We start from the raw sequence: 23315 nt of genomic DNA, 5'->3' as shown, positions 1-23315 counted from the left end.
ACGGCCCAGATGAGTCCCAAAAAACATATTTCCTTTCCCACAAAGGACGACATTCTCGACTTTTTGAAACAAAGCCCTGGCAAGGTCTCCAAAAGAGAAATTGCCAAGGCATTTCATATTCGCGGGGACGACCGCATTCGTTTGAAAAAACTTCTCAAGGAAATGACCGAAGAAGGTCTTCTTGACCGGGGGCATAAGAAGCAGGTGCATGTGGGCGGGGAGCTGCCGCCGATCACCGTAATCGAAATTACCGGCGTCGATAGGATGGGTGATCTGGTGGCCCGCCCTACAAACTGGGACGAAAGCGGCCCGCCCCCGCCTATCACCTTGTTTGCGCATGACAAGAAGGCCACGCTCGGCATTGGCGACCGGGCGCTGGTACGCCTCAGCCGTCACCGGGAAGCCCGAGAAGGGTATGTCGCCAGCATCATCCGGAAACTGGAAAGCAGCCGCGGTCTCGTTATGGGGTTTTTCCGCCGCATGGATGAAAACATTGCCATGGTGCATCCCACAGACAAAAAGAACCGGGATGTTTATGTCATCGGCAAGGCGGATTGGAACGGGGCCGAAGACGGCGAATTGGTACTGGCGGAAATCCAGCGTGCCGGCCGGCGCCGTGCAGGCCCTCGCCCGGCCCGGGTCAAACAGTGTCTAGGCACCATGGATGAACCCCGCTCCATCAGTCTGATCGCCATCCATGCGCATGGCATCCCCCTTGATTTCAGTGACGAAGCCCTGGCGGAAGCCGATCGTTCGGAACCGCCGGTCCTGGGCGATCGGATAGATCTCAGGGACATTCCCCTGATCACCATTGATCCACAGGATGCACGCGATCACGATGACGCCATCTGGGCGGAACCAGATCCGGATCCCAAGAATGAAGGCGGCTGGCACGTCATCGTCGCCATTGCCGATGTGGCCCATTATGTCCGCCCCGGCTCCGCCCTGGATCGGGAGGCCCGCACGCGTGGCAACAGTGTATATTTCCCTGATCGGGTTGTGCCCATGCTGCCCGAACGCCTGTCCAACGGCCTGTGCTCGCTGAAAGAAGGGGAAGACAGATATTGTTTTGCTGTCCATATGTGGTTCAATCAGCACGGTAAGAAACTGCGCCACAAATTTGTCCGTGGCCTGATGCGGTCTGCCGGCGGCCTGTCTTATGAGGAAGTCCAACGCGCCATGGAGGGTCAAGTCAGCGACAGGGCTGCCCCCTTGCTTGAGGAGGTGATCCGGCCGCTGTTCGGGGCTTTCGAATGCATGATGATCGGACGCAACAAGCGCGAACCCCTTGATCTTGAAGTGCCCGAACGCAAAATCACTTTGGACGAAGAAGGTCATATTCTCTCGATCCAGCCGCGCATCAGTCTGCCGGCCCACAAGCTGGTGGAAGAATATATGATTCAGGCCAATGTCTCGGCAGCGCAGGAACTGTCCATGAAGGGCTGGCCCTGCATGTACCGGGTGCATGAACCGCCGTCTCTGGAAAAACTGGAATCGCTCAGGGAGTTTCTCAAAAGCCTGAATATCGAACTGGCGCGCGGACAGGTCATGCTGCCCAAGGTGTTTAACAATATCCTGCGCCAGGTCGATGGCACTCCCCATGATGAACTGGTCAATACCATGGTGTTGCGCAGTCAGTCCCAAGCCATCTATTCCCCTGAAAATCTGGGGCATTTCGGCTTGTCGCTGAGCCAATATGCTCATTTCACCTCACCCATTCGCCGTTATGCGGATATTATGGTACACCGGGCGCTGATCGGGGCGCTGAAACTGGGCGATGATGGCCTGAGCAAACAGGACCGTGAGCTGTTTCAGGATACTGCGGAACATATCAGCGACACGGAAAGACGGGCCATGCTGGCTGAACGGGAATCCACCGACCGTTATGTGGCCGCCTATATGGCTGCTCATGTGGGAGACATCTTCGAGGGCAAGATTTCCGGGGTCAGCCGGGCGGGCCTGTTCATCACCCTTGATGAGAGCGGCGGGGACGGTTTTGTCCCCATGTCTTCCCTTGTGGGCGACTATTTCATTTACGATGCGGATCTGCATCTCCTGGAAGGGGAATACACCAATATTGTCTACCAACTGGGGGACAAGGTTATGGTGCGCCTGCGGGAGGCCAATCCGATCACCGGCGGCCTGATGCTTGAACTTCTGGACGAGGAACTTCTCCAGGCCCGGGGACGCAAACGCGCCCCCAAAAAAGCCAAAAAAGATCGCCCGGCGAAATCCAGAAAACGGCGTTCCCGGAAGTGATCCTTCTGACTAGAGTGAATTGAGCCAACCTATTCACAATTCACTCTAGGATCCAGCGATGCTCTGGAGCAAGTTTTTTGTTCATTTCCCACGAGAGGACTTGACTTCACGGGCAATAGCTGTATTTTCCGCTCACGTATTTTTTGAACATAAAGATCGGAGCCACAAAAATGGCCAAACCCGCTAGTGTAAAAATCAAACTCGTCAGCACGGCTGGCACAGGTTATTTTTATGTAACCAAGAAAAATCCGCGCAACATCACCGAAAAAATGGTGATGCGGAAATATGATCCCATTGCGCGTAAACATGTGGAATTCAAGGAAGCCAAAATCAAATAAGGCCTTCTGTTCCATGACCCAGGTTTGTTGATCCGGCTGGTAATTTTTACCGGCCGGTTTCAGTTTCAGCCCCCTTTCCGGCCCAGACCCTCGACCTTTTCTAGCCATTTCCGCCGTTTTGCGTCACTGGCGGCATCCACCATGCCGAACAGGTTTTCCCGTATCGGACCCCAGAGGGCACAGAATTGTATATATTAACCCGGACAGGGGTTGAAGACAGGATGATTATTGCTCATAACCGCAAACCCGGTTACGGCCTGTCTCTTTGGCCTGATATAGCGCCTTGTCTGCCGCAACGAGAAGTTTCGAACTGCTGAGATTCTTGTCTCCCGAAATGGCGACACCAATGCTGACGGTAACGTTGATCGGTTCATCAGATCCCGAAATTTCAAACGGTTCATTGCATATGCTCTTGCGCAAGCGTTCCGCCACAAAATAAGCAAATTCCAGATCGGTTTCCGGCATCACCACAACAAATTCTTCCCCCCCGAATCGTGCCGCCAAGTCAATACTGCGGATATTATCGGAAATACGCTGGGCAAATTCATATAGCACTTCATCTCCCGAAGCATGACCGTATTTGTCGTTAATCGGTTTAAAGTGATCTATATCCATCATTAATACGGACACCGTACGCCGTTTGTCATTTTCCGGCGACATCAGGTTATCCAGGTGAGAAGACAGAAAGTGCCGATTGTAAAGGCCGGTCACGGCATCGGTCATAGCCATTTCCATGCTTTTCTTCATATTGCGCCGCAACCGGTTGGCATAACGTTTCTGGCGAATTTGTGATTTTACCCGCGCCACAAGTTCATTGCTGTCGACAGGACGGGTAATGTAGTCGTTCACCCCCATATCCATCGCCCGCACCATCTGGGCATCATCCCCCTCATCCACCAGCACCAGAATCGGGGTATGCCGGGTTCTCTCCATTGAACGCAAATGGGAACACAGTCTCAGCCCGTCAGCATTGGCAAGGCTGAGACTGACAATAAACAGGTCATACTTTTCCAAACCTTCCGTGGTGATCTCACCATTTTCGACAGCATCTATATCCACCCGGGTCAGCCCGTCAAGATAGCGTTTGATGCGCTCCGCCACCCGGGCATAATCTTCCACCAGTAACGTTCGGGCATTGGACAGATTGATATTTTTCCCGGCATCATTGGCGATGTGGAGACCGAAATTCATGCCGGTGGTCTCACGCATGCGCAGTTCATCCATTAGAACCTTCAACCGCACCAGCGAGCGCACCCGGGCAAAAAGCGGCAAATCCTGCACCGGTTTGGTCAGAAAATCATCGGCCCCGGCTTCCAGCCCCGCCACGCGGTCTTTCGGCTGATCCAGGGCCGTTACCATCACGACGGGAATATGCGAGGACGCCGGGTTTTGACGAATGCGCCGGCAAACCTCAAAACCGTCCATGCCGGGCATCATGACATCAAGCAGAACAAGATCCGGTTGTTCCTTTTCGATGACGGCCAGCGCCTCTTCCCCGTTCATGGCTGTCAGCACATCGAAATATTCGCTGGACAATTTGGCTTCCAGCAACTTCACATTCTGGATTACGTCATCTACGACTAATACTCGGGCCGTCATCCTTTGGGTTTATCCTACAAACTTTTTAACGGTTTCAATAAACTGGCTGACGGAAATTGGTTTGGCAATATAGGCTTCACACCCCCCGTCGCGGATTTTTTCCTCATCTCCCTTCATGGCAAATGCCGTCACAGCAATGACCGGAATGGCGTTAAGCTCGTCATCCTCCTTGATCCATTTGGTGACTTCCAGACCGGAAACTTCGGGCAACTGGATATCCATGAGAATCAGGTCAGGATTTTCCGTTCGTGCCAGTTCCAGGGCCTTCATGCCTTCCTGAGTCTGTATGGTTTCATACCCATGCGCCTCAAGAAGGTCACAAAATAACTTCATGTTAAGTTCGTTATCTTCCACGACAAGAATCTTTTTAGGCATACTTTGTCTCGTTATGTATAATGCGCCCTAACATATACCGGCCACAAATCATTCCCTTGTTACATATCAGCATGTATAATAAGATGATATGAAAAAGCGGTTAACATTTTATTTTTCCAGTTTTTTCCATCTTTACCAATTAAATTGGGTCCTCAGTCATGCATAGGGAACACGCAGAAGTTCTGGCCCTTCGGGTTCTTACTTACCTGGCCGAAGACGGCGATGCCCTGACGGCGTTTTTGCGTTTGAGCGGCATGACCCCGGAAACTCTCTCTCAAACGGCTGGCGAACCAGCGACGCTGGCGAGCATTCTTGATTTTATCTTGCAGGATGAAAAACGTCTGATGCATTTCTGTTCAATTCACGGTATCAGCCCCGCACTGCCGCGCCAGGCCAGGACAGCCTTCCCCGATTCAGAATACATAACTCATGGTTAATTAAAGGTTACTATGCAGATCGCCCTGGAACAAATCAAACAAATAAACCTTGACCCCGAACGCGCCCTGATTATCAGCGACGCCGATGAAGTATTGCTGCATTTTACAGAGCTGCTGGATAACTTTCTGCGCAAACGGGGGATGTATCTCCGTCTGGAAAGCTACAAACTGGCCGGAAATATCCGTTATCTGGACAGCGATGTTGCCTTTCCCGTTGCGGAACTTGAACGACTGCTGGATGACTTTTTTGATTATTCCGTGGACCGGCAACATCTCGTGGACGGAGCCCGTGAAAATCTGGACCGGTTGTCGGAAAATTGTGAAGTGGTGATCCTGACCAATATTCCCCATGCCTTCGCGGAACGACGGCGGGATTTGATGAAAAAACACGGCCTGGACTACCCACTTGTCTCTAGCAGCGGCCTGAAAGGTCCCGTGGCCCGGGAGATTGCCGCCCCTACCCGTAAGCCGGTGATTTTCATCGACGACATTGCCCGGCATATCACTTCGGTGGCAGAACATGTGCCGCATTCCCTACGCCTGCATTTCATTGCCCATGAAGGGCTCCGGCGGATAGCTGATCCCGCCCCGGACAGCCATCATCGCTGTGACCATTGGGATGAAATCCGCCACCATGTGGAACAGCATATTCAGGAACAATCTGCCTAAAGGATGTCGTGTCAAATCCGCACACAACGTTAAGAAACGGGCAAAGTTAAGAAACGGACGGGGTTTAGGAACTGACTGGGGTAAGGAACTGACTGGGGTAAGGAACTGGCAGGATGCGACTTGGCGTTGACCTTGGCGGAACCAAGACTGAGATTATTGCGCTGGATGCCGGGGGGCAGGAAATCTGGCGCAAACGCTGTCCCACGCCGCGCAACGATTATAACGGTACCGTGCAGACCATCGCCCGGCTGGTTCGCGAGGCCGAACAGCACCTGCACCGGCCCGGCAGTCTCGGAATTGGCATTCCCGGTGCCCTGTCCCGGAAAACCGGGCGGGTCAAAAATGCCAACTCCACCTGGCTCAACGATCGCCCTCTGAAAGAGGACCTGGAACAGCTCCTTCAACGACCGGTTCGGGTTGATAACGACGCCAATTGTTTTGCCCTGTCCGAAGCCACAGATGGAGCCGCGGCAGGCTATCATAACGTTTTTGGCGTCATTCTCGGCACCGGGGTCGGTGGCGGCATTGTCATTGACGGCAAATGTGTTGTGGGCAGTAATGCCATAGGCGGAGAATGGGGGCACAACCCCCTGCCCTGGCCGAACCCCTCATGGGGGGAATGGCCCGGACCGGCCTGTTACTGTGGCCGGCAAGGATGCATTGAGACCTTTCTCTCCGGTCCGGCTTTGACCGCCACCCATCCAGACGGGCTGTCCCCGCAGGATATTGTAAAACGGGCCACTGAGGGCTGTGACCTGTGTCATACCCTGCTGTACCACTACCAGGTCAGACTGGCCAAAGCCCTGGCCTTGGTCATCAACATCCTTGATCCGGAGGTGATTGTTCTGGGCGGCGGCATGTCGGAAACTGACAGCCTGTATCAGATTGTGCCTAAGCTGTGGCAGGACTACGTTTTCTCCGACGTGGTAACAACCCGGCTGGTCAGAGCCCGTTTTGGCCCTTCCAGTGGCGTTCGGGGCGCCGCCTGGCTCTGGCCGGCAGCCCAGGCGGAAGGAAACTGATGATGCTGTTGTGCCGTGACTGCCTGTTTTATGAAACGGCTCAGGCCATATCGGCCGGAACCAAGTGGCCTGAGACCTCTGAGACCTGCCCGGTCTGCGGCAGCCCCCGACTGATCCTGCATGATGAACTGGACCAGCTTGGCATCAGCCATATTGATTGTGACGCCTTTTATGCCAGTATTGAAAAACGCGATGATCCAAGCTTGCTCTCCAGGCCGTTGATTATCGGCGGTGGCAAAAGAGGGGTGGTGTCCACCGCCTGTTATCTGGCGCGCGGATTCGGCGTACATTCCGCCATGCCGATGTATCAGGCGCTGAAATTATGTCCAGAGGCCGTCGTGATGCCCCCTGACATGGCAAAATACAAACAGGTGAGCCGGGAAATCCGCGCCATTTTTGATGCCGTTACGCCCGACGTGGAACCGTTGTCCATTGATGAAGCATTTCTGGACCTTCGGGGCACAGAAAGATTGCATGGGGCCTGCCCGGCCGTGACCCTGTGCCGTGTCGTCCGGCAAATTGAACAGGAGATCGGCATCACCGTTTCCGTCGGGCTCAGCCATAACAAGTTTCTCGCCAAGATGGCTTCGGACCTGAACAAACCACGGGGGTTTTCCGTGATTGGCAAAGCCGAGACCCTGGGTTTCCTTGCCCAACAACCGATCAGTAAAATGTGGGGCGTCGGCAAGGTCACCCAACAAAAGATGAAACGGGACGGCATCATCCGGATCGGGCAGTTACAACATATGGATAAAGCTGCCCTGATGAAAAAATATGGTCGCCTGGGAGAACGCCTGTATCATTTTTCCCGCGGGGAAGACAGTCGCACCATCAGCCCCGAAGGAGATATCAAAAGCATTTCCAATGAAATCACCCTGGATAAGGACGTCTCGGATTTTGAGGAATTACGCAGACTGCTCTGGCCCTTGTGTGAAAAGGTTTCCGCCCGGCTCAAAAAACAGGGAATCGCTGGACGCACCATTACCCTGAAACTCAAAACCGCCAATTTCCGCCAGGTGAGCCGTTCCGTCACTCCGGACAGCCCCACACAAATGGCGGAAAGTTTATTCCAGTACGGGCTTTATCTGCTGCGCCCCGAATGTCAGGGGCTTGAATACCGCTTGATCGGAATCGGTGTGTCCAATCTGTGTCCGGCGGAAGACGCCGATCAGCCCGGGCTGCTGAATGACGGCATGTCCCGGAAAATCCGCACGGAACGTACAATCGACAAATTGCGTCATAAGTTTGGAACGGATATTATCAAAAAGGGCCGCACCCTGTCTTAACGGAACCGCTCAGCCCGTTGTACCTGTACCTTGCCGGCTTCAGAAATAACCTTTATAGTTGTACTTTTATATTGTCCCAAGGCCCGTGCATACCACCAGTCAAGGCCGTTTCTTGCCAGAAAAGGACCCCCAATATGCCTCTCCATGACGGACTTATTCCTCATCTTGCCGTTGACGGCGCCAAAGCCGCCATCGACTTTTATAAAAAAGCTTTTGGCGCCACGGAAGTTGAGCGCCATGCAGCCGAAGACGGCGAACGTCTGTTGCATGCCCATTTACGCATCAATGGCTGTGATCTTATGATGCATGATATTTTTCCCGAATTTGGGATGACCCCCGTGCCTCCAACCGGGGTAACATTGCATTTGGAAGTGGACGATGCCGACAAATGGTGGCAACGCGCTGTGGAAGCCGGGGCCGAAATTGAAATGCCGATTGATAACCAGTTCTGGGGCGCGCGTTATGGCCGTTTAAAAGATCCTTTTGGACATTCCTGGTCCATCGGCAGCCCACTCAGCAGCTAAAATATAAGTAAAAGTGTCGCTGAAAATCTGTGCCTTATGGTTAATTTTGTTAACCATATTTGGGGACTTTTTTCCCAGCACGAACGGCAATATTTTCCATGACATTTCCCCACATTGATATTTTTCCTTAAATATCAACAAATTAAATTTTGGCACGGGCATTGCTAATAACGGATCCTGTAAATGTATTTGGAGAGTAACAGCAAGGAAATGCCTATGAACCAGCTCACTATGCCATCGCGACACAAGGCCGTTAATCATGCATCTGTCTTAGACCAGCTCGCGGGGGAACTGGTCCACAAATTCGATTTTTCCAAAGAAACCCATTCCAGGCAGAACAAATCACTGCTGACCCAAATACTGCATTTCGCCGCAGAAGCGGAACAAACTATAGCCGAACAAAAGAAACGCATTGAAGAGCTGGAGTCTCTGGCTGCCAGCGATGCGCTCACTGGCCTGCTGAACCGCCGCGGCCTTGAAATGGAATTACAGCATGCCTTGGCTGCTTCCCAACGCTATGGGGATCAAGGTCTTTTTGTCTATATCGACCTGAATGATTTCAAAAGTGTGAATGACACTTATGGCCATGCAGCGGGCGATGCCTTGCTTCAGCATGTCGCCCAATGCTTGAAAAGTTCCCTGCGTTCAACGGATTATGCCGCCCGGCTGGGAGGAGACGAATTCGGGCTGCTTTTAAGCCGTTGTATCCCTGAACAGGCGGCCGCCAGAATCAGGCATATCCTGCAGTCTCTGGAAAACACCCCCTGCCTGTTCAAGGGCCAAAAATTATGGGCCAGCGCCAGCTTTGGCTCCGCGAAAATTGCTTCGGACAGTACCATTGACGCGATCCTCAACCACGCCGACCGGGACATGTATCGCCACAAAAAAGGCCAACCACAAAAGTCCCGCATCAGGGCCTGATCTTCCTTCCCTTCCGCTAGCGAAAAGGGTAATCTCCTTTGCAATATACGGAAGTTCAACCCTACAAAACGGAAGAAGAACATGACAAGTCCTGTTGAGGAAAAACTGGCGGCACTGGGCCTTACCCTACCGGAACCTGCAAAGCCGGTGGCCAATTATGTGCCTTATGTGGTCACGAACAATCTGATTTCCATTTCGGGCCAGATTCCCTTGAGTGCAGACGGGCGTCTTGCCTTTCAGGGAAAGGTCGGCCAGGATCTGGATGAAGAGACGGCCCGCGAAGCAGCCCGACTTTGCGCCATAAACATTATCGCCCAGGCCAAGGCCGCCTGTGACGGCGACCTCAACCGCATCCGCCGCATTGTCAAGCTCGGCGCGTTTGTCAATTGCACAGATGGTTTTGAGGGGCAACCCGCGATCATTAACGGAGCTTCCGATCTGATGGTTGAAATATTTGGCGAGAAGGGCAGACACTCCCGCTCTGCCGTCGGCGTCAATGCCCTGCCGCTCAATGTGCCGGTGGAAATCGACGCCCTAATCGAAATTTCCTGACCCTGGCTCAATACAGTGAGCGACTGGCTGACAACATGGAATTACGCCCACCGGGGGCTCCATGGCCCGGCAACTGGCTTTGTGGAAAATTCCTTCTCCGCCTTCCGGGCCGCCATCCAGAAAGGATATGGTTTTGAACTGGATGTGCTGTTGAGCAAAGACCGCTCCCCGGTGGTGTTTCATGACCGTCACCTGTCGCGCCTGACCGGGCAAAAGGGAAATATTGATGATTACGATACCGCCGAGCTGCAGCGGTTTAAACTTCTGGGCGGTCCCGATACCATTCCTTTGCTTACAAGCGTCCTTGACCACACCGCAGGGCGGGTGCCCGTACTGATCGAAATCAAGGGGGACCAGGAATGCCCAGGGGAAATTGCTGCCGCCACTTGTGCGGCCATAGGGTCCTATACCGGTCCTGCGGCCATCATGTCTTTTGAGGAGAAAATCGTGGCCTGGTTTCGCGACCACGCGCCACAGATCCGCCGTGGACTGGTCGCAACTACCCAAAAACCCCTGTGTTCACGACGACGAAACGCGGATGCCTATTCTCCGGCCCGGCATATTGAACTTATAGAGAGACTTGACGCGGATTTTCTCGCCTATGATATTTGCAGCCTGCCAAATGATGCCACCGCCTATTGCCGGGATCACAAGATCCCCGTGCTGACCTGGACCGTCAGAACACCTGCGCAGCACAAACGGGCAGAAACCTTCTGCGATGCAAAAATTTTTGAATTGCCGACATAGAAATCTCTGGGAAATCTATGGCACATAACGCTACACTTCGGCCATGACCACCACTTCACCTCTGAACATGCGCGTTTTGACCTCCCTGTCCGCCATCGACCGCGCGACGTGGAATCGCTGTGCCTTGCATCCTGACAGCGGCCATAACCCCTTTGTTTCCCACGAGTTTCTGAAAGCGCTGGAAGACAGCGGCTGCGCCACCGCCGAAACCGGATGGCTGGGCCAACATATTGTTCTGGAAAATGACGCGGGAATAGCGCTGGGCATCATGCCGCTGTATCTTAAATCCCATTCTTATGGCGAATATGTGTTTGATCATGGCTGGGCTGACGCCTACCATAGAGCCGGTGGGCACTATTACCCCAAACTTCAGGCCTCCGTGCCCTTCAGCCCGGTAACCGGCCCGCGACTTCTGGTCCATCCTGATCAGGACCCCTCCCAAATGCGCAAACGCCTGATCAATGCCGCCCTAGCGCTTGCCGAAGCCCGGCAGGTATCCTCCCTGCATGTCACCTTTGCCGAAAAGCCGGAATGGGACCTGATGGCCCGCTGTGGTCTGCTTAAACGACAGGATCAGCAGTTTCACTGGATCAATCAGGGATATAACAGTTTTGAGGATTTTCTGGGCTCTCTCTCCTCCCGCAAACGCAAAAACATTCGCAAGGAGCGGCGGGAGGCGCTGGCGGACGGGATTAGCGTGGAAATACTGACCGGTTCCGATATCACCGAAAGCCACTGGGACAGTTATTTCACTTTTTACATGGACACGGCCAACCGCAAATGGGGTAGGCCTTACCTTAACCGTGAGTTCTTTTCACATCTTGGCGCCGCCCTGGCGGACCGGGTCATACTGATCCTGTGCCGCCGCAACAGGCGGTATATCGCCGGGGCTTTGAACCTTCTGGGGGATGAAACGCTCTATGGCCGTTACTGGGGCTGTATCGAAGACCACCGCTATCTGCATTTTGAAGTCTGTTATTATCAGGCCATTGACTATGCGATTCAGACCGGCCTGAAGAAGGTGGAAGCCGGGGCCCAGGGCGAACACAAACTCGCCCGCGGCTATGTCCCCATAGAAACCTACAGCGCTCACTGGATTGCTAATCCTGCCTTCCGGCAGGCCGTGGCCGCATATCTGCAACGGGAAAGAGCCGCACTCCGCGAAGATATGGAATATCTTTGGGACTTCACTCCTTTTAAAAAGACACCATAAACGGTTTATTTCTCTTTCTGTGCCGTGTCTTTTTTCATCTCCAGAAGTTCAAATTTCCCAAGGCCGCAGCTGGGACCGACAATTCCGGATGTTGTGTCAATCACAGTAATAATATCCACGTTACAAAGCCGGTTGATGGACAACCGATAGGTAAAGGATTTCTCAAACCCTAACCGGCTGCATTTGTGCGGCAGCTTGTTGAGATAATATTTCCGCCCTTTCATCTCAAACAGGATATGCTGGTCATCCAGAACCTTGGTTGAGTCGATTTGTGTCAAGGTCACACAGTTTTCATATTTTCCCGTTCGGGTGAATTTATCCAGTTCCTTCAACGGATCGTCAGACTCCGTGCTGTCTTCTGCCGCGCCGCTGGCAGCACTCGCCAACAGACCCAGGAGACCAGCCAGAACGAACATCTTTACGGATACCTTTTTCATATCGCTTTCCTTCGCCGTTAACCGCTTGGATGAAGTATAGAATACTACAGGCAGGCTGAACAATAGCTGAATAAACCGGATAAGGCCTGGTCAACCTATCGCCAAAAAAGGCGGGGTTAAGTCAACACCTAACCCCGCCTTTTCAGAAAACCGGCAGGTAAAACCGTTATTTAACCAGTTCTTCCTTATCCTGTCCGCCGCCAGTGGGTTTGGGCAGATAGTTCCCCGGCACAATATCAAACTGCAATTCGCCGTCCTTGACCCGGATCGTCACTTCTCCACCGCCAAGGAGTTTGCCAAACAGCAGTTCGTTGGCCAATGGCTTTTTGATATGTTCCTGGATCACCCGCTTCAGTGGCCGGGCGCCATAATGGCGGTCATACCCTTTGTCCGCCAGCCAGCTGCGGGCCGCCGGTGTGAGTTCAATATGAACATGCCGGTCCTCAAGCTGCATTTCCAGTTCGAGGATGAACTTGTCCACCACCTGATTAATAACCTCTGGCGACAGGTTGCTGAACGGAACAACGGCATCCAGGCGGTTGCGGAATTCCGGCGTAAACAGACGCTTGATGGCTTCCTCATCTTCGCCTTCACGTACGGAAGACCCGAACCCAATGGCTTCCTTACTCATTTCCGTAGCCCCCGCATTGGTGGTCATAATCAGAATGACATTACGGAAATCCACTTTCTTGCCATTGCTGTCCGTAAGTTTACCATGGTCCATCACCTGCAACAGGATGTTGAACAGATCCGGGTGGGCTTTTTCGATTTCATCCAGCAACAACACGCAATGCGGTGTCTGGTCTACGGCATCGGTCAGCAAACCGCCCTGATCATATCCCACATATCCCGGCGGCGCACCGATCAGGCGGGAGACGGAATGCCGTTCCATATATTCCGACATGTCGAACCGATGCAGGTCCACCCCCAGAAGGCTGGCCAGTTGCTTGGAAACCTCCGTCTTGCCGACCCCGGTCGGCCCGCTGAACAGATAGCAGCCGATCGGCTTGTCATCCTCGCGCAGACCGGCCCGGCTCAGCTTGATGGCATCCGACAGCACCTCGATGGCCTTGTCCTGTCCAAACACAACCCGCTTGAGATCCGTCTCCAGGGTCTTGAGAATGGCTTTATCATCCTTGGAAACCGATTTCGGCGGAATGCGCGCCATTTTCGAGACGACATTTTCCACATCCGCGACCGTAACCGTTTTTTTACGTTTGGCCGCAGGGAGAAGCTTCTGGCTGGCGCCTACCTCGTCAATCACATCAATGGCCTTGTCCGGCATTTTGCGTTCATTGATATACCGGGCGGAAAGGTCCACCGCCGCCTCAATCACCTCGTCGCTATATTTGACGTCGTGATGTTCCTCAAAATATTTACGCAGGCCTTTGAGAATTTCCTTGGTTTCGGTGACAGTCGGTTCCACCACGTCGATTTTCTGAAACCGCCGCAGCAAGGCCCGGTCTTTTTCAAAATAGGACCGGAATTCCTTGTAAGTCGTGGACCCAATGCACCGGATCGCGCCGCTGGCCAAGGCGGGTTTCAGCAGATTTGACGCATCCATTGCCCCGCCGCTGGTAGCGCCAGCACCGATGATGGTATGAATTTCATCAATAAACAGAATTGCGCCGTCATATTCTTCGATCTCCCGCATGACGGTTTTCAGGCGCTCTTCAAAATCTCCCCGATAGCGGGTCCCGGCCAAAAGCGCACCCATATCCAGACAAAAAATGGTGGAATCCTGCAATACCTCCGGCACATCCTTTTCCACAATCCGCCGGGCCAGCCCCTCGGCAATAGCGGTTTTGCCCACCCCCGGATCCCCCACATAAAGCGGGTTATTCTTGGAGCGCCGGCACAGAACCTGGATCGTCCGGTTGATTTCATTTTCCCGACCGATCAGCGGGTCAATCCGCCCTTGCCGGGCCTTGTGGTTAAGGTTGACACAATATTTGTCCAGGGCCGTATCTCCCTGTTCTTCCGTTTCCTCAACCTCTTCCTGACCGTGAGGCGATCGGGGATCACTATAGGCAGCCGATTTGGCCAACCCGTGCGAAATATAGCTAACCGCATCCAGGCGGGTCATGTCATGCTGTTGCAGAAAATAGACCGCGTGGCTTTCCCGTTCGGAAAACAAGCCAACCAGCACATTGGCGCCTGTGACCTCTTCCCGGCCCGAACTTTGCACATGCAAAATGGCGCGCTGGATAACGCGCTGGAAACCGGCCGTCGGCGAAGCTTCCACCCCTCTGTCGGTTTTGATGTTTTGCAGCTCTACATCCAGATAAGCTTTGATTTCGGCGCGGAGCTGGGGAATATTCACGTCACAGGCGCGCAACACAGCCACCGCATCCTGATCATCCAGAAGTCCCAACAGCAGATGCTCCAGCGTGGCAAATTCATGCTGTCTTTTATTGGCCTCACCAATAGCGCGGTGAAGGGTATGTTCAAGATTAGGTGAAAATGTTGGCACGTTCGTCTTCCTATATTCTTTCCATATTCAACTTTTCCATATCCCGGTCTGCCTGATTATTTTATTCCATGTTTTTTTATCTCATGTCCTTAGAGGCTATTTGTCCGTTACCCCTATTCCTTTTCCAGGGTGCATTGCAAAGGATGCTGATGCTTGCGGGCGTAATCTATGACCTGAGCCACCTTGGTCTCCGCCACTTCGAAACTGTATACACCGCACACGCCTACCCCCTTCTGATGTACCTGAAGCATGATCTGTACGGCTTCGGGTTCGGGCTTGCCGAAAAAATTCTGAAGAACATGGACAACAAAATCCATTGGTGTGTAGTCATCATTCAGCATCAAGACCTTGTATAACGAGGGCTTTTTCGTTTTGGGCTTGGTCTGGGTCAAGATACCGGTTTCAAGATCACCCTGTCCGTTTTTATGTTCTTCACTCATTGCTGCTACACCATCTTCGCTAGAATGCTCTCTTCACATAGTTAGAATGCAGAACGGCTTTGTAAAGAATACCCGGCGGAAAAACAGCATCTTACCGGTCTTAGAGTGAGTTGCGTCAACCTCATCACAATTCACTCTAATGGTATGATTTATTGCCTTAACTTCAGGTTAACAAAAGGCGGATCGCCCTGCAATTTTTATCCGTATCACGTGTTTGGAAAACACAAAAAGGCCCGGTAAATCCGGGCCTTCTCGAAAATATTTTTGACCGTAAAACTTACCTGGCCAACAAGCCGGATCAATTAGCTGGCCAGCGGCAGGTTGAATTTTTCCGCAATGGCTTCATAACGCGCCTTCAGCGGCTCAGCCACTTCTTTGCCGGCCTTTGTCACCACTTCATTCAGCCGTGTGCTTTCCGCCACGATTTCGTCATAACGTTCTTTCATCAGACCGGACTGGATTTCAAAAAATTCTGCCGGTGTTTTAGCGGAAAAAAGATTTTTCATTGCTTCAACATTGCTTTCCACAGCCTTTTTAGAGGCCGCGAGCCATTCGCCGTTCAAGGTTTCAAAGGCCTTTACAGCTGCAGTTCCGGCGGCCACGGCCGCTTCATAATTTTCTTTGTTGAACGCCACGGCTTCATCATAGCCTTTGGAGATTTCTTCAAATTGTTTTTTGGACATTTCTACAGACTTCTCAAGATTTTTCTGAACGGTTTCCGTGCTGGCTTTTACCGCTTTCTCCAGGTTTTCTTTACCAGCTTCAACGGCTTTTTGCAGGTTTTCCTGCGCGGCCTTGATGCTCTCAGCTGTCTTCATATCATCTTTTTTCGTAGAAGATGCCGTTTTCTTCGTCGTAGTAGTGGTCATGTTCTTCACCTCACCGAATAAGTTCCCAAGATTTTTTTACCAACTTTCGCACACATCATCCGGGTACTCTGAACCAGTCCAGAACAACGACCTTACTGGGATTTGTGCGCTGCAACATGGATATTTATATATATCCTGGCTGACTTTTGTCAAGATAATTTTGTGCGGTGCAATAATATTTTCACATTCCTGAAACACGATCACATCAAAAGGCGACTCCGCAATAAAACGGTTCCGCCATTCACGGGGGCCTTAGAGTGAATTGTGCATCGATTGGCTCAATTCACCCCGGAAGTTTCACATGGGCGGGGGTTCGATACCACTGGCTTTGAGCTGTTCGGCGAGAATAGCCTTCAGCCGCGCGAGCCCCTCCTCATCCGCGGCCTCACAACGCGCTACCAGTACATCCTGGGTATTGGAAGGGCGCAACAACCACCATCCGTCCGCGGTTTTCACTCTTACCCCATCTGTTGCATCCACATCAGCACCTGCCGCCTTAAGACGCCGGTGAACCTCGGGTACGATATGGAATTTTCGTTCCTCTTCACAAGGAAAACGCAGTTCAGGCGTATTAACCACCTTTGGCAAACTATCTTTCAACGCCTTCAGCCCGCCCGGGGTCCGGGCCACTTCATTCAACAGACGCAGCGCCACATAAATGGCGTCATCAAAACCGTAGAATTTATGTTTGAAAAAAATATGACCGCTCATCTCTCCCGCAAGCGGTGCCGCGGTTTCCACCATTTTGCTTTTGATCAGCGAATGACCGGTTTTCCACATCAGCGGGCGTCCGCCAAGTTCGGCAATATGATCAAACAGGACCTGGCTGGCCTTCACGTCTGCAATAATCGTCGCGCCGGGCAGATCCTCAAGCACCTCCCGCGAGAGAATGGCCAGAAGCTGGTCGCCCCAAACCACACGGCCGGCGCCATCAATGGCCCCGATTCTGTCTCCGTCGCCATCAAAGGCCAGGCCCAGATCACACTCTTCCTGTGCCACGCAGTCCTGGATCTGGACCAGGTTTTCTTCAACCGTGGGATCGGGATGATGCGCCGGAAAGGTACCGTCAATTTCACCGTTCAGTAGGACATGGTACCCCGGAAGTTCCCTGATTAGGGCGCTCACCACCTCGCCCGCCGCCCCATGACCGGTATCCCATGCCACTTTCAGGCCGGCTTTTTCCAATGCCGGCAAGTCCACATCCTGCAAAAGCCGCTTCACATAACGCTCCAGGATATTTTCATCCCGTACTGTGCCTGTTCCCTGTTCCAGATCCCCTGCCGCGCTCATCCGGCCCAGTTCGGCAATTTTTTCTCCAAAACAGGAAGCCTTGCCGATCATCATCTTGAACCCGTTATAATGCGGCGGATTGTGGGATCCGGTAATCATGATTCCGCCATCGGTATCCAGTTCGTAAACCGAAAAGTACAGCATGGGCGTGGGGCCGCGCCCCACCCGGATCACATCCACTCCTGCGGCACATACTCCTTCAACCAGCGCCTGCTCCAGATCCGGAGAGCTCAGCCGCCCGTCATAACCGACACAGATCGTCTTGCCGCCCTGACGGCGGACCATGGAGCCGAACGCCTGTCCCAATGCCCGGGCATCACCTGTTCCAAGCGTTTTGCCAACGATACCTCGAATGTCATACTCTCTAAGAACCGTAGGATTAAATGTATGGGCCATGTTATCCTCTGTTTCGTCTATTGTGTTCCTGTAGCAGAACGTCCTTGGCCTGATTGATCTTTGAGGCCAGATAGTCGGACCCGCCTTGATCCGGATGAATTTTCAGCATCAGCCGGTGATAGGCTTCCTTGATTTCAGCAGCGGTGGGGTTGGGCTGAAGGCCAAGAATTTCCAGGGCCTCCTCCTGGCTCATATAGCTTTTCTTCGGTTCTGTCTTCTGACCAGAACCGTCCTTCCCTCCCACCCCGGCCCGGGCGGCGAGATATTTACCCAGAACGCCCTGCCAGGCCAATACGGCGCCGGTGGCCAGAACAATAGCAACAGGAATATTGCCCCTGAGCAGGACAAACAGAGACAACCCGCCAAGCAACAAGGCCAAGACATATCGCCCCAGTTTCGACCGACGAGCCGCATCCGCCTGCTGCAGATATTTGAACGCCACATAAAGCAAAAAAAGAAGACCGATCAGGATAAGGAGATAAGGCATGATTTTTCCGCTTTATCCCCTATTCTGCTGCCACGGCCGCTTCGGTCCAACCGGGAAGTTTCAGATCTTCCATCAGACGGCGAATTTCTTGGCGCGCAGCAACATGGGACATGGTCATTTTATCCTGGCCACTATCACGAAAATCCACAAGAGTGAGCCCCTTGGGAAACAGTTCCCGGTAAATCACCCGTTCACCAAGCCCCGCTACATAACGAAATGCGACACGTTTTTCCAACTGTTTGAGCGCATCATGCACCCGCCGTTTGTTTTTCGCATCCAGGGCCGACGTCCGGTTGCGCATCACCACCCAGTCAATCTGACCGCGGTCCGCCACCGCCCGCTGCTTGCGTGCATTCCAGACCATTTCGCTATACAGGCTTAACCGTTCCACCTTGTAATTATCCGCATTGACCTGCGCCAGAAGATCAAGATCCACAAAACTGTCGTTAATCGGCGTAATCAGAGTATCCGCCACCGCATGAGCCAGGCGGGACAGATGAACGTCACTTCCGGGACAGTCAATCAGAACAAAGTCATAATCCCGGCGCAACTGCTGTAGCAACGTATCAAACCGGTTTTTTTCATCCCGCTCCATGTCTTCGCGGGTGCCTTCTGTGGCTTTTGGAAGCACATGAACATCCGGCATAGTCAGTTTGAGTTTATGGGCCCGGGCATAATTTTCGCGGTTTTCCAGATACCGAGCCAGGGATTTCTGGCGGGCATCCAGATCAATGACCGCCACCCGAAAGTCTCTTTTCAACAGACTGACAACAATATGCATGGCGGTGGTGGACTTGCCCGATCCCCCCTTTTCATTGCCGACAACAATCACATGAGTTTTGGACATTTTTCTGGGCAATGTCGTTTCAGTCATTCCCTATCCCCTTTACACCCGTAGTCTCATAGTTCTTCAATAACCAATCCCACTCGATGGCGCTTTATGCATCAAGGGTCTGGCATTCAGGAATACTTATGCGTATATATTTGTACCGCTGACAACAGTTCGTTAAGTAAAACATGCCAGATCCCTATGCCCCGGAATATGATACAACGCCATAACCGCCTTATCAGAAACACTATTCCGCCGGCCTTTGCAATAGTGTTTTTTTTCCTGCTGCCATTATATGTGGCCATTGATCAGGTGGAAAAAAGCAGAACTCTTTTTGCACCAGCCTCTTTGGTTCATCACTTAAAGCTGCCTGAAAATACCAGCGCCATAAAATATTTTGCCGTATACGGATATGATCTGTCCAGCATTCGCAGAGGCTTGGCGGATGTGCCGCGATTATATCTGGACCGCCTGCCTCGTGAACTGCCCCGAATGCAGGACATTGATGAACGCAAAAAGCTCTTCATTGCCACCATGTTGCCGTTGATTCTGAAGGCGAACGAGCAGATTCTGGCGGATCGCAAAAAACTTATCAGCCTGATCCGCAGAATGGAAAGCGGGCTCGATTTGCGCATGAGCGAATGGTTCTGGATTCGGCGCAAGCTGAAACAGTACCGTATGAAAGAAGAAAACCTGTACCGGCTGCTTTGTCGCATGAACGCGATTCCTCCTTCCCTTGCCCTGACCCAGGCCGCTATTGAAAGCGGCTGGGGGACCTCGCGCTTTGCCCAGAAGGGCAACGCCCTTTACGGCCAGTGGACCTTTGGCAATGATGACGGCATGGTGCCCCGGAGAAGGGAGGACGGCAAAAATCACAAAATCAAACGTTTTCCCTATCTTATTCAGGCCGTTCAGGGGTATATGAGAAATCTGAACACCCATCCCGCCTACGCAAGATTCCGCGAAGTCCGGGCTCGTGAGGCGCAAAATGGGCACATCAGGGTCATGCCGCTGGTGGAAACCCTGGACAAATATTCCGAACGCGGCAGAGACTATGTGGAAACCCTGAAAACTATAATCCGGGTGAACAGACTACAGGATTTCGACCGGGTCTCACTAAAACCACAATAAAGTTTAAGTTTAAATTCCAAAAAGCCACAGGATTCATATATGCCACCGAAAAACGTTCCGTCCGCCGAAACCCCGTCGCCAGCAGGCAAGCTCAAAAACCTCCAAATTGTCAGGACCGTTCCCGATCTGCGCCAGCAGGTGCAGGAGTGGAAAACAGCCGGTCTGACTGTGGGCCTGGTACCAACCATGGGCGCGTTGCATCATGGTCATATCTCCATTGTCAAGCAATTGCAGGCGGAATGTGACCGGGTCGTGGTTAGCATTTTTGTCAATCCCATGCAGTTTGGCCCTAGCGAAGATCTTGACAAATATCCCAGGCAAGAAGCCCAGGACGCCGCCAAACTGGATGAAGCGGGGGTTGAGCTGCTTTATGCGCCCAGCGTGGAAGATATGTACCCTCCGGGGTTCCTGACCACCGTATCCATTGACAAGCTTACGGACTATATGTGTGGCGCCATGCGACCCGGCCATTTCGACGGGGTGACCACAGTGGTCACCAAGCTGCTGCTCCAGTGTCAGCCCGACGTGGTCATTTTCGGGGAAAAGGATTATCAGCAGCTTACCGTGTTGAAGCGTCTGGTCCGGGACCTGGATATCCCGGTGCGAGTCGTGGCCGGCAGACTTGTACGGGATGAAGACGGCCTTGCGACCTCTTCGCGCAACGTTTATCTCACGCCGGAGGAACGCAAAATCGCGCTAGAAATTCCCAAAACCCTCGCCAAGATTGCCCATGACCTGGAACAAGGGCGTACCTCCATCGCCGCTGCCGTCAAACAGGGCCGCAACCACCTGATCGCTGCCGGCTGCAAGGAAGTGCAGTATCTTGAGGTGCGAGACGACGAAACTCTGCAGGAAGTCCATGATCTCAGTCGTCCATGTCGGGTGCTGGTGGCCGCGATTGTCGGCAATACCCGCCTGATTGATAATATGCCGATCCGGCCCAAGTCATAATGTGCTGATGGCGCCAGGAGAAACAGGGCTTCTCTATTTGCGGGGAGTGTCATTATAATGGGTCTCAAGCCGGAAGATCACGTCCAGACCTTATCTGGCTTTTTATGGACAACCAGACCATCAAAAGGACAGCCCCATGATCACCCGCCGCGACTTTTTAAACGCCTCACTTCTTGGCATGGGAACGGTACTTTGTGCAGACATCTCACCACTAGACCTGCTGCAAGGCGCACAGGCCAGCGAAGACCTTCTCCCGGCCAGTGACCTTGGGGATGAGTGGTACGGATATGGCGGAGTCGGCGATTATCGGCACTCTCACGGCAATACGCCGGAAGTCGTCTTTCGCGCCCACAGCATTCGTGACGGTCGGGCGGAACTGGAGCGCCACGCCATAGACACCGGCGAGATCTATGATCTTGTTATTGTGGGGGGCGGCATGGCCGGTCTGGGCGCCGCGCTGGAGTTTGTCGAAAACCGGAAAAGCGGTGAAAAGGCGCTTCTCCTGGAAAACCATCCCGTATTTGGCGGAGAGTCAAAAAGGAACGAATTTCTGGTCGATGGGGTCCGCCTGATTGCGCCGCAAGGGGCAAACGGGTTTTCCATACCTGAACGAGCTGAAAAAAGCTTTGCAGCCGGCGACGCGTATTATTATGCCAAACTGAATATTCCGCGCGCCTTCCACTATCCCCCCGCTTCGCGGTCCATACAGGATATTCGCTTCGGCCAGGATGATTACGGATTCCTGTACTGGTTGGAAAATGACATTGATATTGGATATTTTTTTGATCAAACACCCCATGATAGCGCAGCTGTGTGGGTAAAAAATCCCTGGCAGAACAATCTTGAGGACACACCGCTGCCGCAAAAGCTGCGTGAGGCGGCGCTGCGGTGGCGAAACTGGACCACACGCCCCCAGGCCCCGGCAAATCTGGCGCAATGGCTGGACAGCATGACCTACCGGCAATTTGTTGTAGATGTTATGGGGCTTGATGCCGGCGTGTTGCAGTTTGCGGATCCCATTTTGGCCAGTGCCGCAGGCGGCGGTTCGGATGTTTTGTCGGCCTATTCCGCCTATGCCATCGGCATGCCCGGGGTCAATACATTCTATGAAGACGGTTTTGCGTTGGGGGAACGGCATTCCTTTCCAGGTGGCAATGACGGTTTTGCCCGCTGCTTCATGAAAGCAATTTTGCCCAACGCCTTATCCGGCGGCGATTCTTTTGAAGAAATTATCACGGCTTCGGTCCGTTTTTCGGAACTGGATAAAAAAGACAATCCAGTACGCCTGCGGCTGTCAGCGACCGTCACCAATGTCCAGCACGAAGGCGCCCCCGAGAACGCGGAATATGTCACCATCACCTATGTCAAGGACCGCCGCCTGTTCAAAATCCGGGCCCGTGCCGTGGTGATGGCCACGGGGGGCTGGATCAACAAATACATCATCAAGGACCTGCCTGCGTCCCATCACGCGGCTTATTCCCATTTTATCCATACCCCTATGCTGGTGGCGAATGTGGCCGTCCGTCATTGGCAATTCCTTGAAAAACTCGGTATTTCGGGGTTTCGCTGGACCGGTGATCTTGGCTTCGCCGCCCTTGTGAAACGCCCCATGTATGTGGGCGATTATCGTCCACCGTTCCGACCGGACACGCCGGCTGTGTTGTCCTTTTACATCCCGTTCTATTACCCCGGCCATTCGGCCCGGGAACAAAGCCTGATGGGACGCACAGAGCTCTTATCCACCAGTTTTTCCACATATGAGAAAAAAATACGCCGGCTGATGACAAAACTTTTTGCCGCGCATGGTTTTGATGACCAGCGAGACATCGCCGGCATCATCCTGAACCGGTGGGGACATGCCTATGTTCTTCCCGAACCGGGATTTTATACCGGGCGTGACGACATGCCTGCCCCGCCCGACATTATCCGAAAACGTCACGGACGAATCGCCATCGGGCATTCGGAATTGCGGGGCAATCAACACTGGGGCCCTGCCGCCGCGGAAGGGGCAAGAGCCTGTCGGCTACTGCGCGCGCAGGTTCTTTGACTTCCGGAGCGGCCTCTGGCCCC

23 protein-coding genes are annotated in these 23315 nt (G+C 53.1%); 14 read left to right on the top strand and 9 right to left on the bottom strand.

The window, feature by feature from the left end:
* The first annotated feature begins 9 nt into the window (after positions 1–9).
* Positions 10–2259 (top strand): ribonuclease R, encoded by a 2250-nt coding sequence (gene rnr, locus FE788_RS05410; RefSeq protein ID WP_138379684.1) that lies wholly within the window; start codon positions 10–12, stop codon positions 2257–2259.
* 170 nt (positions 2260–2429) lie between these two features.
* Positions 2430–2597: a 50S ribosomal protein L33 gene (rpmG, locus tag FE788_RS05405; RefSeq protein ID WP_138379683.1), complete on the top strand. Its 168-nt coding sequence runs from the start codon at positions 2430–2432 to the stop codon at positions 2595–2597.
* Between the two features lie 225 nt (positions 2598–2822).
* Here the strand turns inward: rpmG and FE788_RS05400 are convergent, their stop codons facing one another.
* Positions 2823–4196: a PleD family two-component system response regulator gene (locus FE788_RS05400; protein ID WP_138379682.1), complete on the bottom strand. Its 1374-nt coding sequence runs from the start codon at positions 4194–4196 to the stop codon at positions 2823–2825.
* Between the two features lie 9 nt (positions 4197–4205).
* Entirely contained in the window at positions 4206–4571 is a 366-nt protein-coding gene (locus FE788_RS05395; RefSeq protein WP_138379681.1) for a response regulator, read from the bottom strand.
* Positions 4572–4729: 158 nt separating this feature from the next.
* On the opposite strand from FE788_RS05395, the gene FE788_RS05390 reads away from it, so the two are divergent.
* From FE788_RS05390 to FE788_RS05350, 9 genes are all read left to right on the top strand, one after another.
* A complete protein-coding gene (locus FE788_RS05390; protein ID WP_138379680.1) occupies positions 4730–5008 on the top strand; it encodes a DUF3572 domain-containing protein in 279 nt (92 codons plus the stop codon).
* Between the two features lie 12 nt (positions 5009–5020).
* A complete protein-coding gene (locus FE788_RS05385) occupies positions 5021–5677 on the top strand; it encodes a hypothetical protein (protein ID WP_138379679.1) in 657 nt (218 codons plus the stop codon).
* Positions 5678–5790: 113 nt separating this feature from the next.
* Positions 5791–6699: an ROK family protein gene (locus FE788_RS05380; protein ID WP_138379678.1), complete on the top strand. Its 909-nt coding sequence runs from the start codon at positions 5791–5793 to the stop codon at positions 6697–6699.
* Entirely contained in the window at positions 6699–7985 is a 1287-nt protein-coding gene (locus FE788_RS05375; protein ID WP_138379677.1) for a DNA polymerase IV, read from the top strand. The genes FE788_RS05380 and FE788_RS05375 overlap by 1 nt, the downstream gene beginning before the upstream one ends.
* A 134-nt stretch (positions 7986–8119) precedes the next feature.
* A complete protein-coding gene (locus FE788_RS05370) occupies positions 8120–8509 on the top strand; it encodes a VOC family protein (protein ID WP_138379676.1) in 390 nt (129 codons plus the stop codon).
* Between the two features lie 216 nt (positions 8510–8725).
* On the top strand, positions 8726–9430 hold the full coding sequence (locus FE788_RS05365; protein WP_168190283.1) for a GGDEF domain-containing protein: 705 nt from the start codon (positions 8726–8728) through the stop codon (positions 9428–9430).
* Between the two features lie 81 nt (positions 9431–9511).
* Positions 9512–9982 (top strand): RidA family protein, encoded by a 471-nt coding sequence (locus FE788_RS05360; protein WP_138379674.1) that lies wholly within the window; start codon positions 9512–9514, stop codon positions 9980–9982.
* 15 nt (positions 9983–9997) lie between these two features.
* On the top strand, positions 9998–10729 hold the full coding sequence (locus tag FE788_RS05355; RefSeq protein WP_138379673.1) for a glycerophosphodiester phosphodiesterase family protein: 732 nt from the start codon (positions 9998–10000) through the stop codon (positions 10727–10729).
* Positions 10730–10796: 67 nt separating this feature from the next.
* Positions 10797–11942, top strand: coding sequence for a GNAT family N-acetyltransferase (locus tag FE788_RS05350; RefSeq protein ID WP_210414150.1), 1146 nt, complete (start codon positions 10797–10799; stop codon positions 11940–11942).
* Between the two features lie 5 nt (positions 11943–11947).
* Here FE788_RS05350 and FE788_RS05345 read toward each other — a convergent pair whose 3' ends face one another.
* From FE788_RS05345 to FE788_RS05315, 7 genes are all read right to left on the bottom strand, one after another.
* Positions 11948–12379 (bottom strand): hypothetical protein, encoded by a 432-nt coding sequence (locus FE788_RS05345; RefSeq protein WP_138379671.1) that lies wholly within the window; start codon positions 12377–12379, stop codon positions 11948–11950.
* A 166-nt stretch (positions 12380–12545) separates the two neighbouring features.
* Complete coding sequence (gene clpA, locus FE788_RS05340; protein WP_138379670.1) at positions 12546–14852, bottom strand: ATP-dependent Clp protease ATP-binding subunit ClpA; 2307 nt, start codon at positions 14850–14852, stop codon at positions 12546–12548.
* Between the two features lie 113 nt (positions 14853–14965).
* Entirely contained in the window at positions 14966–15292 is a 327-nt protein-coding gene (gene clpS, locus FE788_RS05335; protein WP_138379669.1) for an ATP-dependent Clp protease adapter ClpS, read from the bottom strand.
* Between the two features lie 302 nt (positions 15293–15594).
* Positions 15595–16161, bottom strand: coding sequence for a phasin family protein (locus FE788_RS05330; RefSeq protein WP_246057990.1), 567 nt, complete (start codon positions 16159–16161; stop codon positions 15595–15597).
* A 297-nt stretch (positions 16162–16458) separates the two neighbouring features.
* Entirely contained in the window at positions 16459–17847 is a 1389-nt protein-coding gene (gene pgmG, locus FE788_RS05325) for a phosphoglucomutase/phosphomannomutase PgmG (RefSeq protein ID WP_138379667.1), read from the bottom strand.
* Between the two features lies 1 nt (position 17848).
* Positions 17849–18334 (bottom strand): DnaJ domain-containing protein, encoded by a 486-nt coding sequence (locus FE788_RS05320; protein WP_138379666.1) that lies wholly within the window; start codon positions 18332–18334, stop codon positions 17849–17851.
* A gap of 19 nt (positions 18335–18353) precedes the next feature.
* Positions 18354–19208 carry a division plane positioning ATPase MipZ gene (locus tag FE788_RS05315; protein WP_246057980.1) on the bottom strand — a complete coding sequence of 285 codons (855 nt, stop codon included), beginning with the start codon at positions 19206–19208 and terminating at the stop codon, positions 18354–18356.
* A gap of 168 nt (positions 19209–19376) precedes the next feature.
* On the opposite strand from FE788_RS05315, the gene FE788_RS05310 reads away from it, so the two are divergent.
* From FE788_RS05310 to FE788_RS05300, 3 genes are all read left to right on the top strand, one after another.
* Entirely contained in the window at positions 19377–20294 is a 918-nt protein-coding gene (locus FE788_RS05310; protein WP_168190282.1) for a glucosaminidase domain-containing protein, read from the top strand.
* A 39-nt stretch (positions 20295–20333) separates the two neighbouring features.
* Complete coding sequence (panC, locus tag FE788_RS05305) at positions 20334–21245, top strand: pantoate--beta-alanine ligase (protein WP_138379664.1); 912 nt, start codon at positions 20334–20336, stop codon at positions 21243–21245.
* A gap of 136 nt (positions 21246–21381) precedes the next feature.
* A complete protein-coding gene (locus FE788_RS05300) occupies positions 21382–23292 on the top strand; it encodes an NAD(P)-binding protein (RefSeq protein WP_138379663.1) in 1911 nt (636 codons plus the stop codon).
* The last annotated feature ends 23 nt before the right edge of the window (positions 23293–23315 follow it).

The organism is Luteithermobacter gelatinilyticus (assembly GCF_005849285.1).
GTDB classification, from domain to species: Bacteria; Pseudomonadota; Alphaproteobacteria; order Sphingomonadales; family Emcibacteraceae; genus Luteithermobacter; species Luteithermobacter gelatinilyticus.
This window is presented reverse-complemented; position numbering and strand designations above follow the sequence as displayed.

Excerpts from the sequence above, each read along its gene's own strand:
- FE788_RS05350 (WP_210414150.1), top strand. The coding sequence starts at position 10,797 with ATGCGCGTTTTGACCTCCCTGTCCGCCATCGACCGCGCGACGTGGAAT.
- clpS (WP_138379669.1), bottom strand. The coding sequence starts at position 15,292 with ATGAGTGAAGAACATAAAAACGGACAGGGTGATCTTGAAACCGGTATC.
- FE788_RS05395 (WP_138379681.1), bottom strand. The coding sequence starts at position 4,571 with ATGCCTAAAAAGATTCTTGTCGTGGAAGATAACGAACTTAACATGAAG.
- rpmG (WP_138379683.1), top strand. The coding sequence starts at position 2,430 with ATGGCCAAACCCGCTAGTGTAAAAATCAAACTCGTCAGCACGGCTGGC.
- FE788_RS05380 (WP_138379678.1), top strand. The coding sequence starts at position 5,791 with ATGCGACTTGGCGTTGACCTTGGCGGAACCAAGACTGAGATTATTGCG.
- pgmG (WP_138379667.1), bottom strand. The coding sequence starts at position 17,847 with ATGGCCCATACATTTAATCCTACGGTTCTTAGAGAGTATGACATTCGA.
- rnr (WP_138379684.1), top strand. The coding sequence starts at position 10 with ATGAGTCCCAAAAAACATATTTCCTTTCCCACAAAGGACGACATTCTC.
- FE788_RS05370 (WP_138379676.1), top strand. The coding sequence starts at position 8,120 with ATGCCTCTCCATGACGGACTTATTCCTCATCTTGCCGTTGACGGCGCC.
- FE788_RS05375 (WP_138379677.1), top strand. The coding sequence starts at position 6,699 with ATGATGCTGTTGTGCCGTGACTGCCTGTTTTATGAAACGGCTCAGGCC.
- FE788_RS05310 (WP_168190282.1), top strand. The coding sequence starts at position 19,377 with ATGATACAACGCCATAACCGCCTTATCAGAAACACTATTCCGCCGGCC.
- panC (WP_138379664.1), top strand. The coding sequence starts at position 20,334 with ATGCCACCGAAAAACGTTCCGTCCGCCGAAACCCCGTCGCCAGCAGGC.
- FE788_RS05390 (WP_138379680.1), top strand. The coding sequence starts at position 4,730 with ATGCATAGGGAACACGCAGAAGTTCTGGCCCTTCGGGTTCTTACTTAC.
- FE788_RS05385 (WP_138379679.1), top strand. The coding sequence starts at position 5,021 with ATGCAGATCGCCCTGGAACAAATCAAACAAATAAACCTTGACCCCGAA.
- FE788_RS05365 (WP_168190283.1), top strand. The coding sequence starts at position 8,726 with ATGAACCAGCTCACTATGCCATCGCGACACAAGGCCGTTAATCATGCA.
- FE788_RS05300 (WP_138379663.1), top strand. The coding sequence starts at position 21,382 with ATGATCACCCGCCGCGACTTTTTAAACGCCTCACTTCTTGGCATGGGA.
- FE788_RS05400 (WP_138379682.1), bottom strand. The coding sequence starts at position 4,196 with ATGACGGCCCGAGTATTAGTCGTAGATGACGTAATCCAGAATGTGAAG.
- FE788_RS05360 (WP_138379674.1), top strand. The coding sequence starts at position 9,512 with ATGACAAGTCCTGTTGAGGAAAAACTGGCGGCACTGGGCCTTACCCTA.
- FE788_RS05330 (WP_246057990.1), bottom strand. The coding sequence starts at position 16,161 with ATGACCACTACTACGACGAAGAAAACGGCATCTTCTACGAAAAAAGAT.
- FE788_RS05320 (WP_138379666.1), bottom strand. The coding sequence starts at position 18,334 with ATGCCTTATCTCCTTATCCTGATCGGTCTTCTTTTTTTGCTTTATGTG.
- FE788_RS05315 (WP_246057980.1), bottom strand. The coding sequence starts at position 19,208 with ATGACTGAAACGACATTGCCCAGAAAAATGTCCAAAACTCATGTGATT.
- FE788_RS05345 (WP_138379671.1), bottom strand. The coding sequence starts at position 12,379 with ATGAAAAAGGTATCCGTAAAGATGTTCGTTCTGGCTGGTCTCCTGGGT.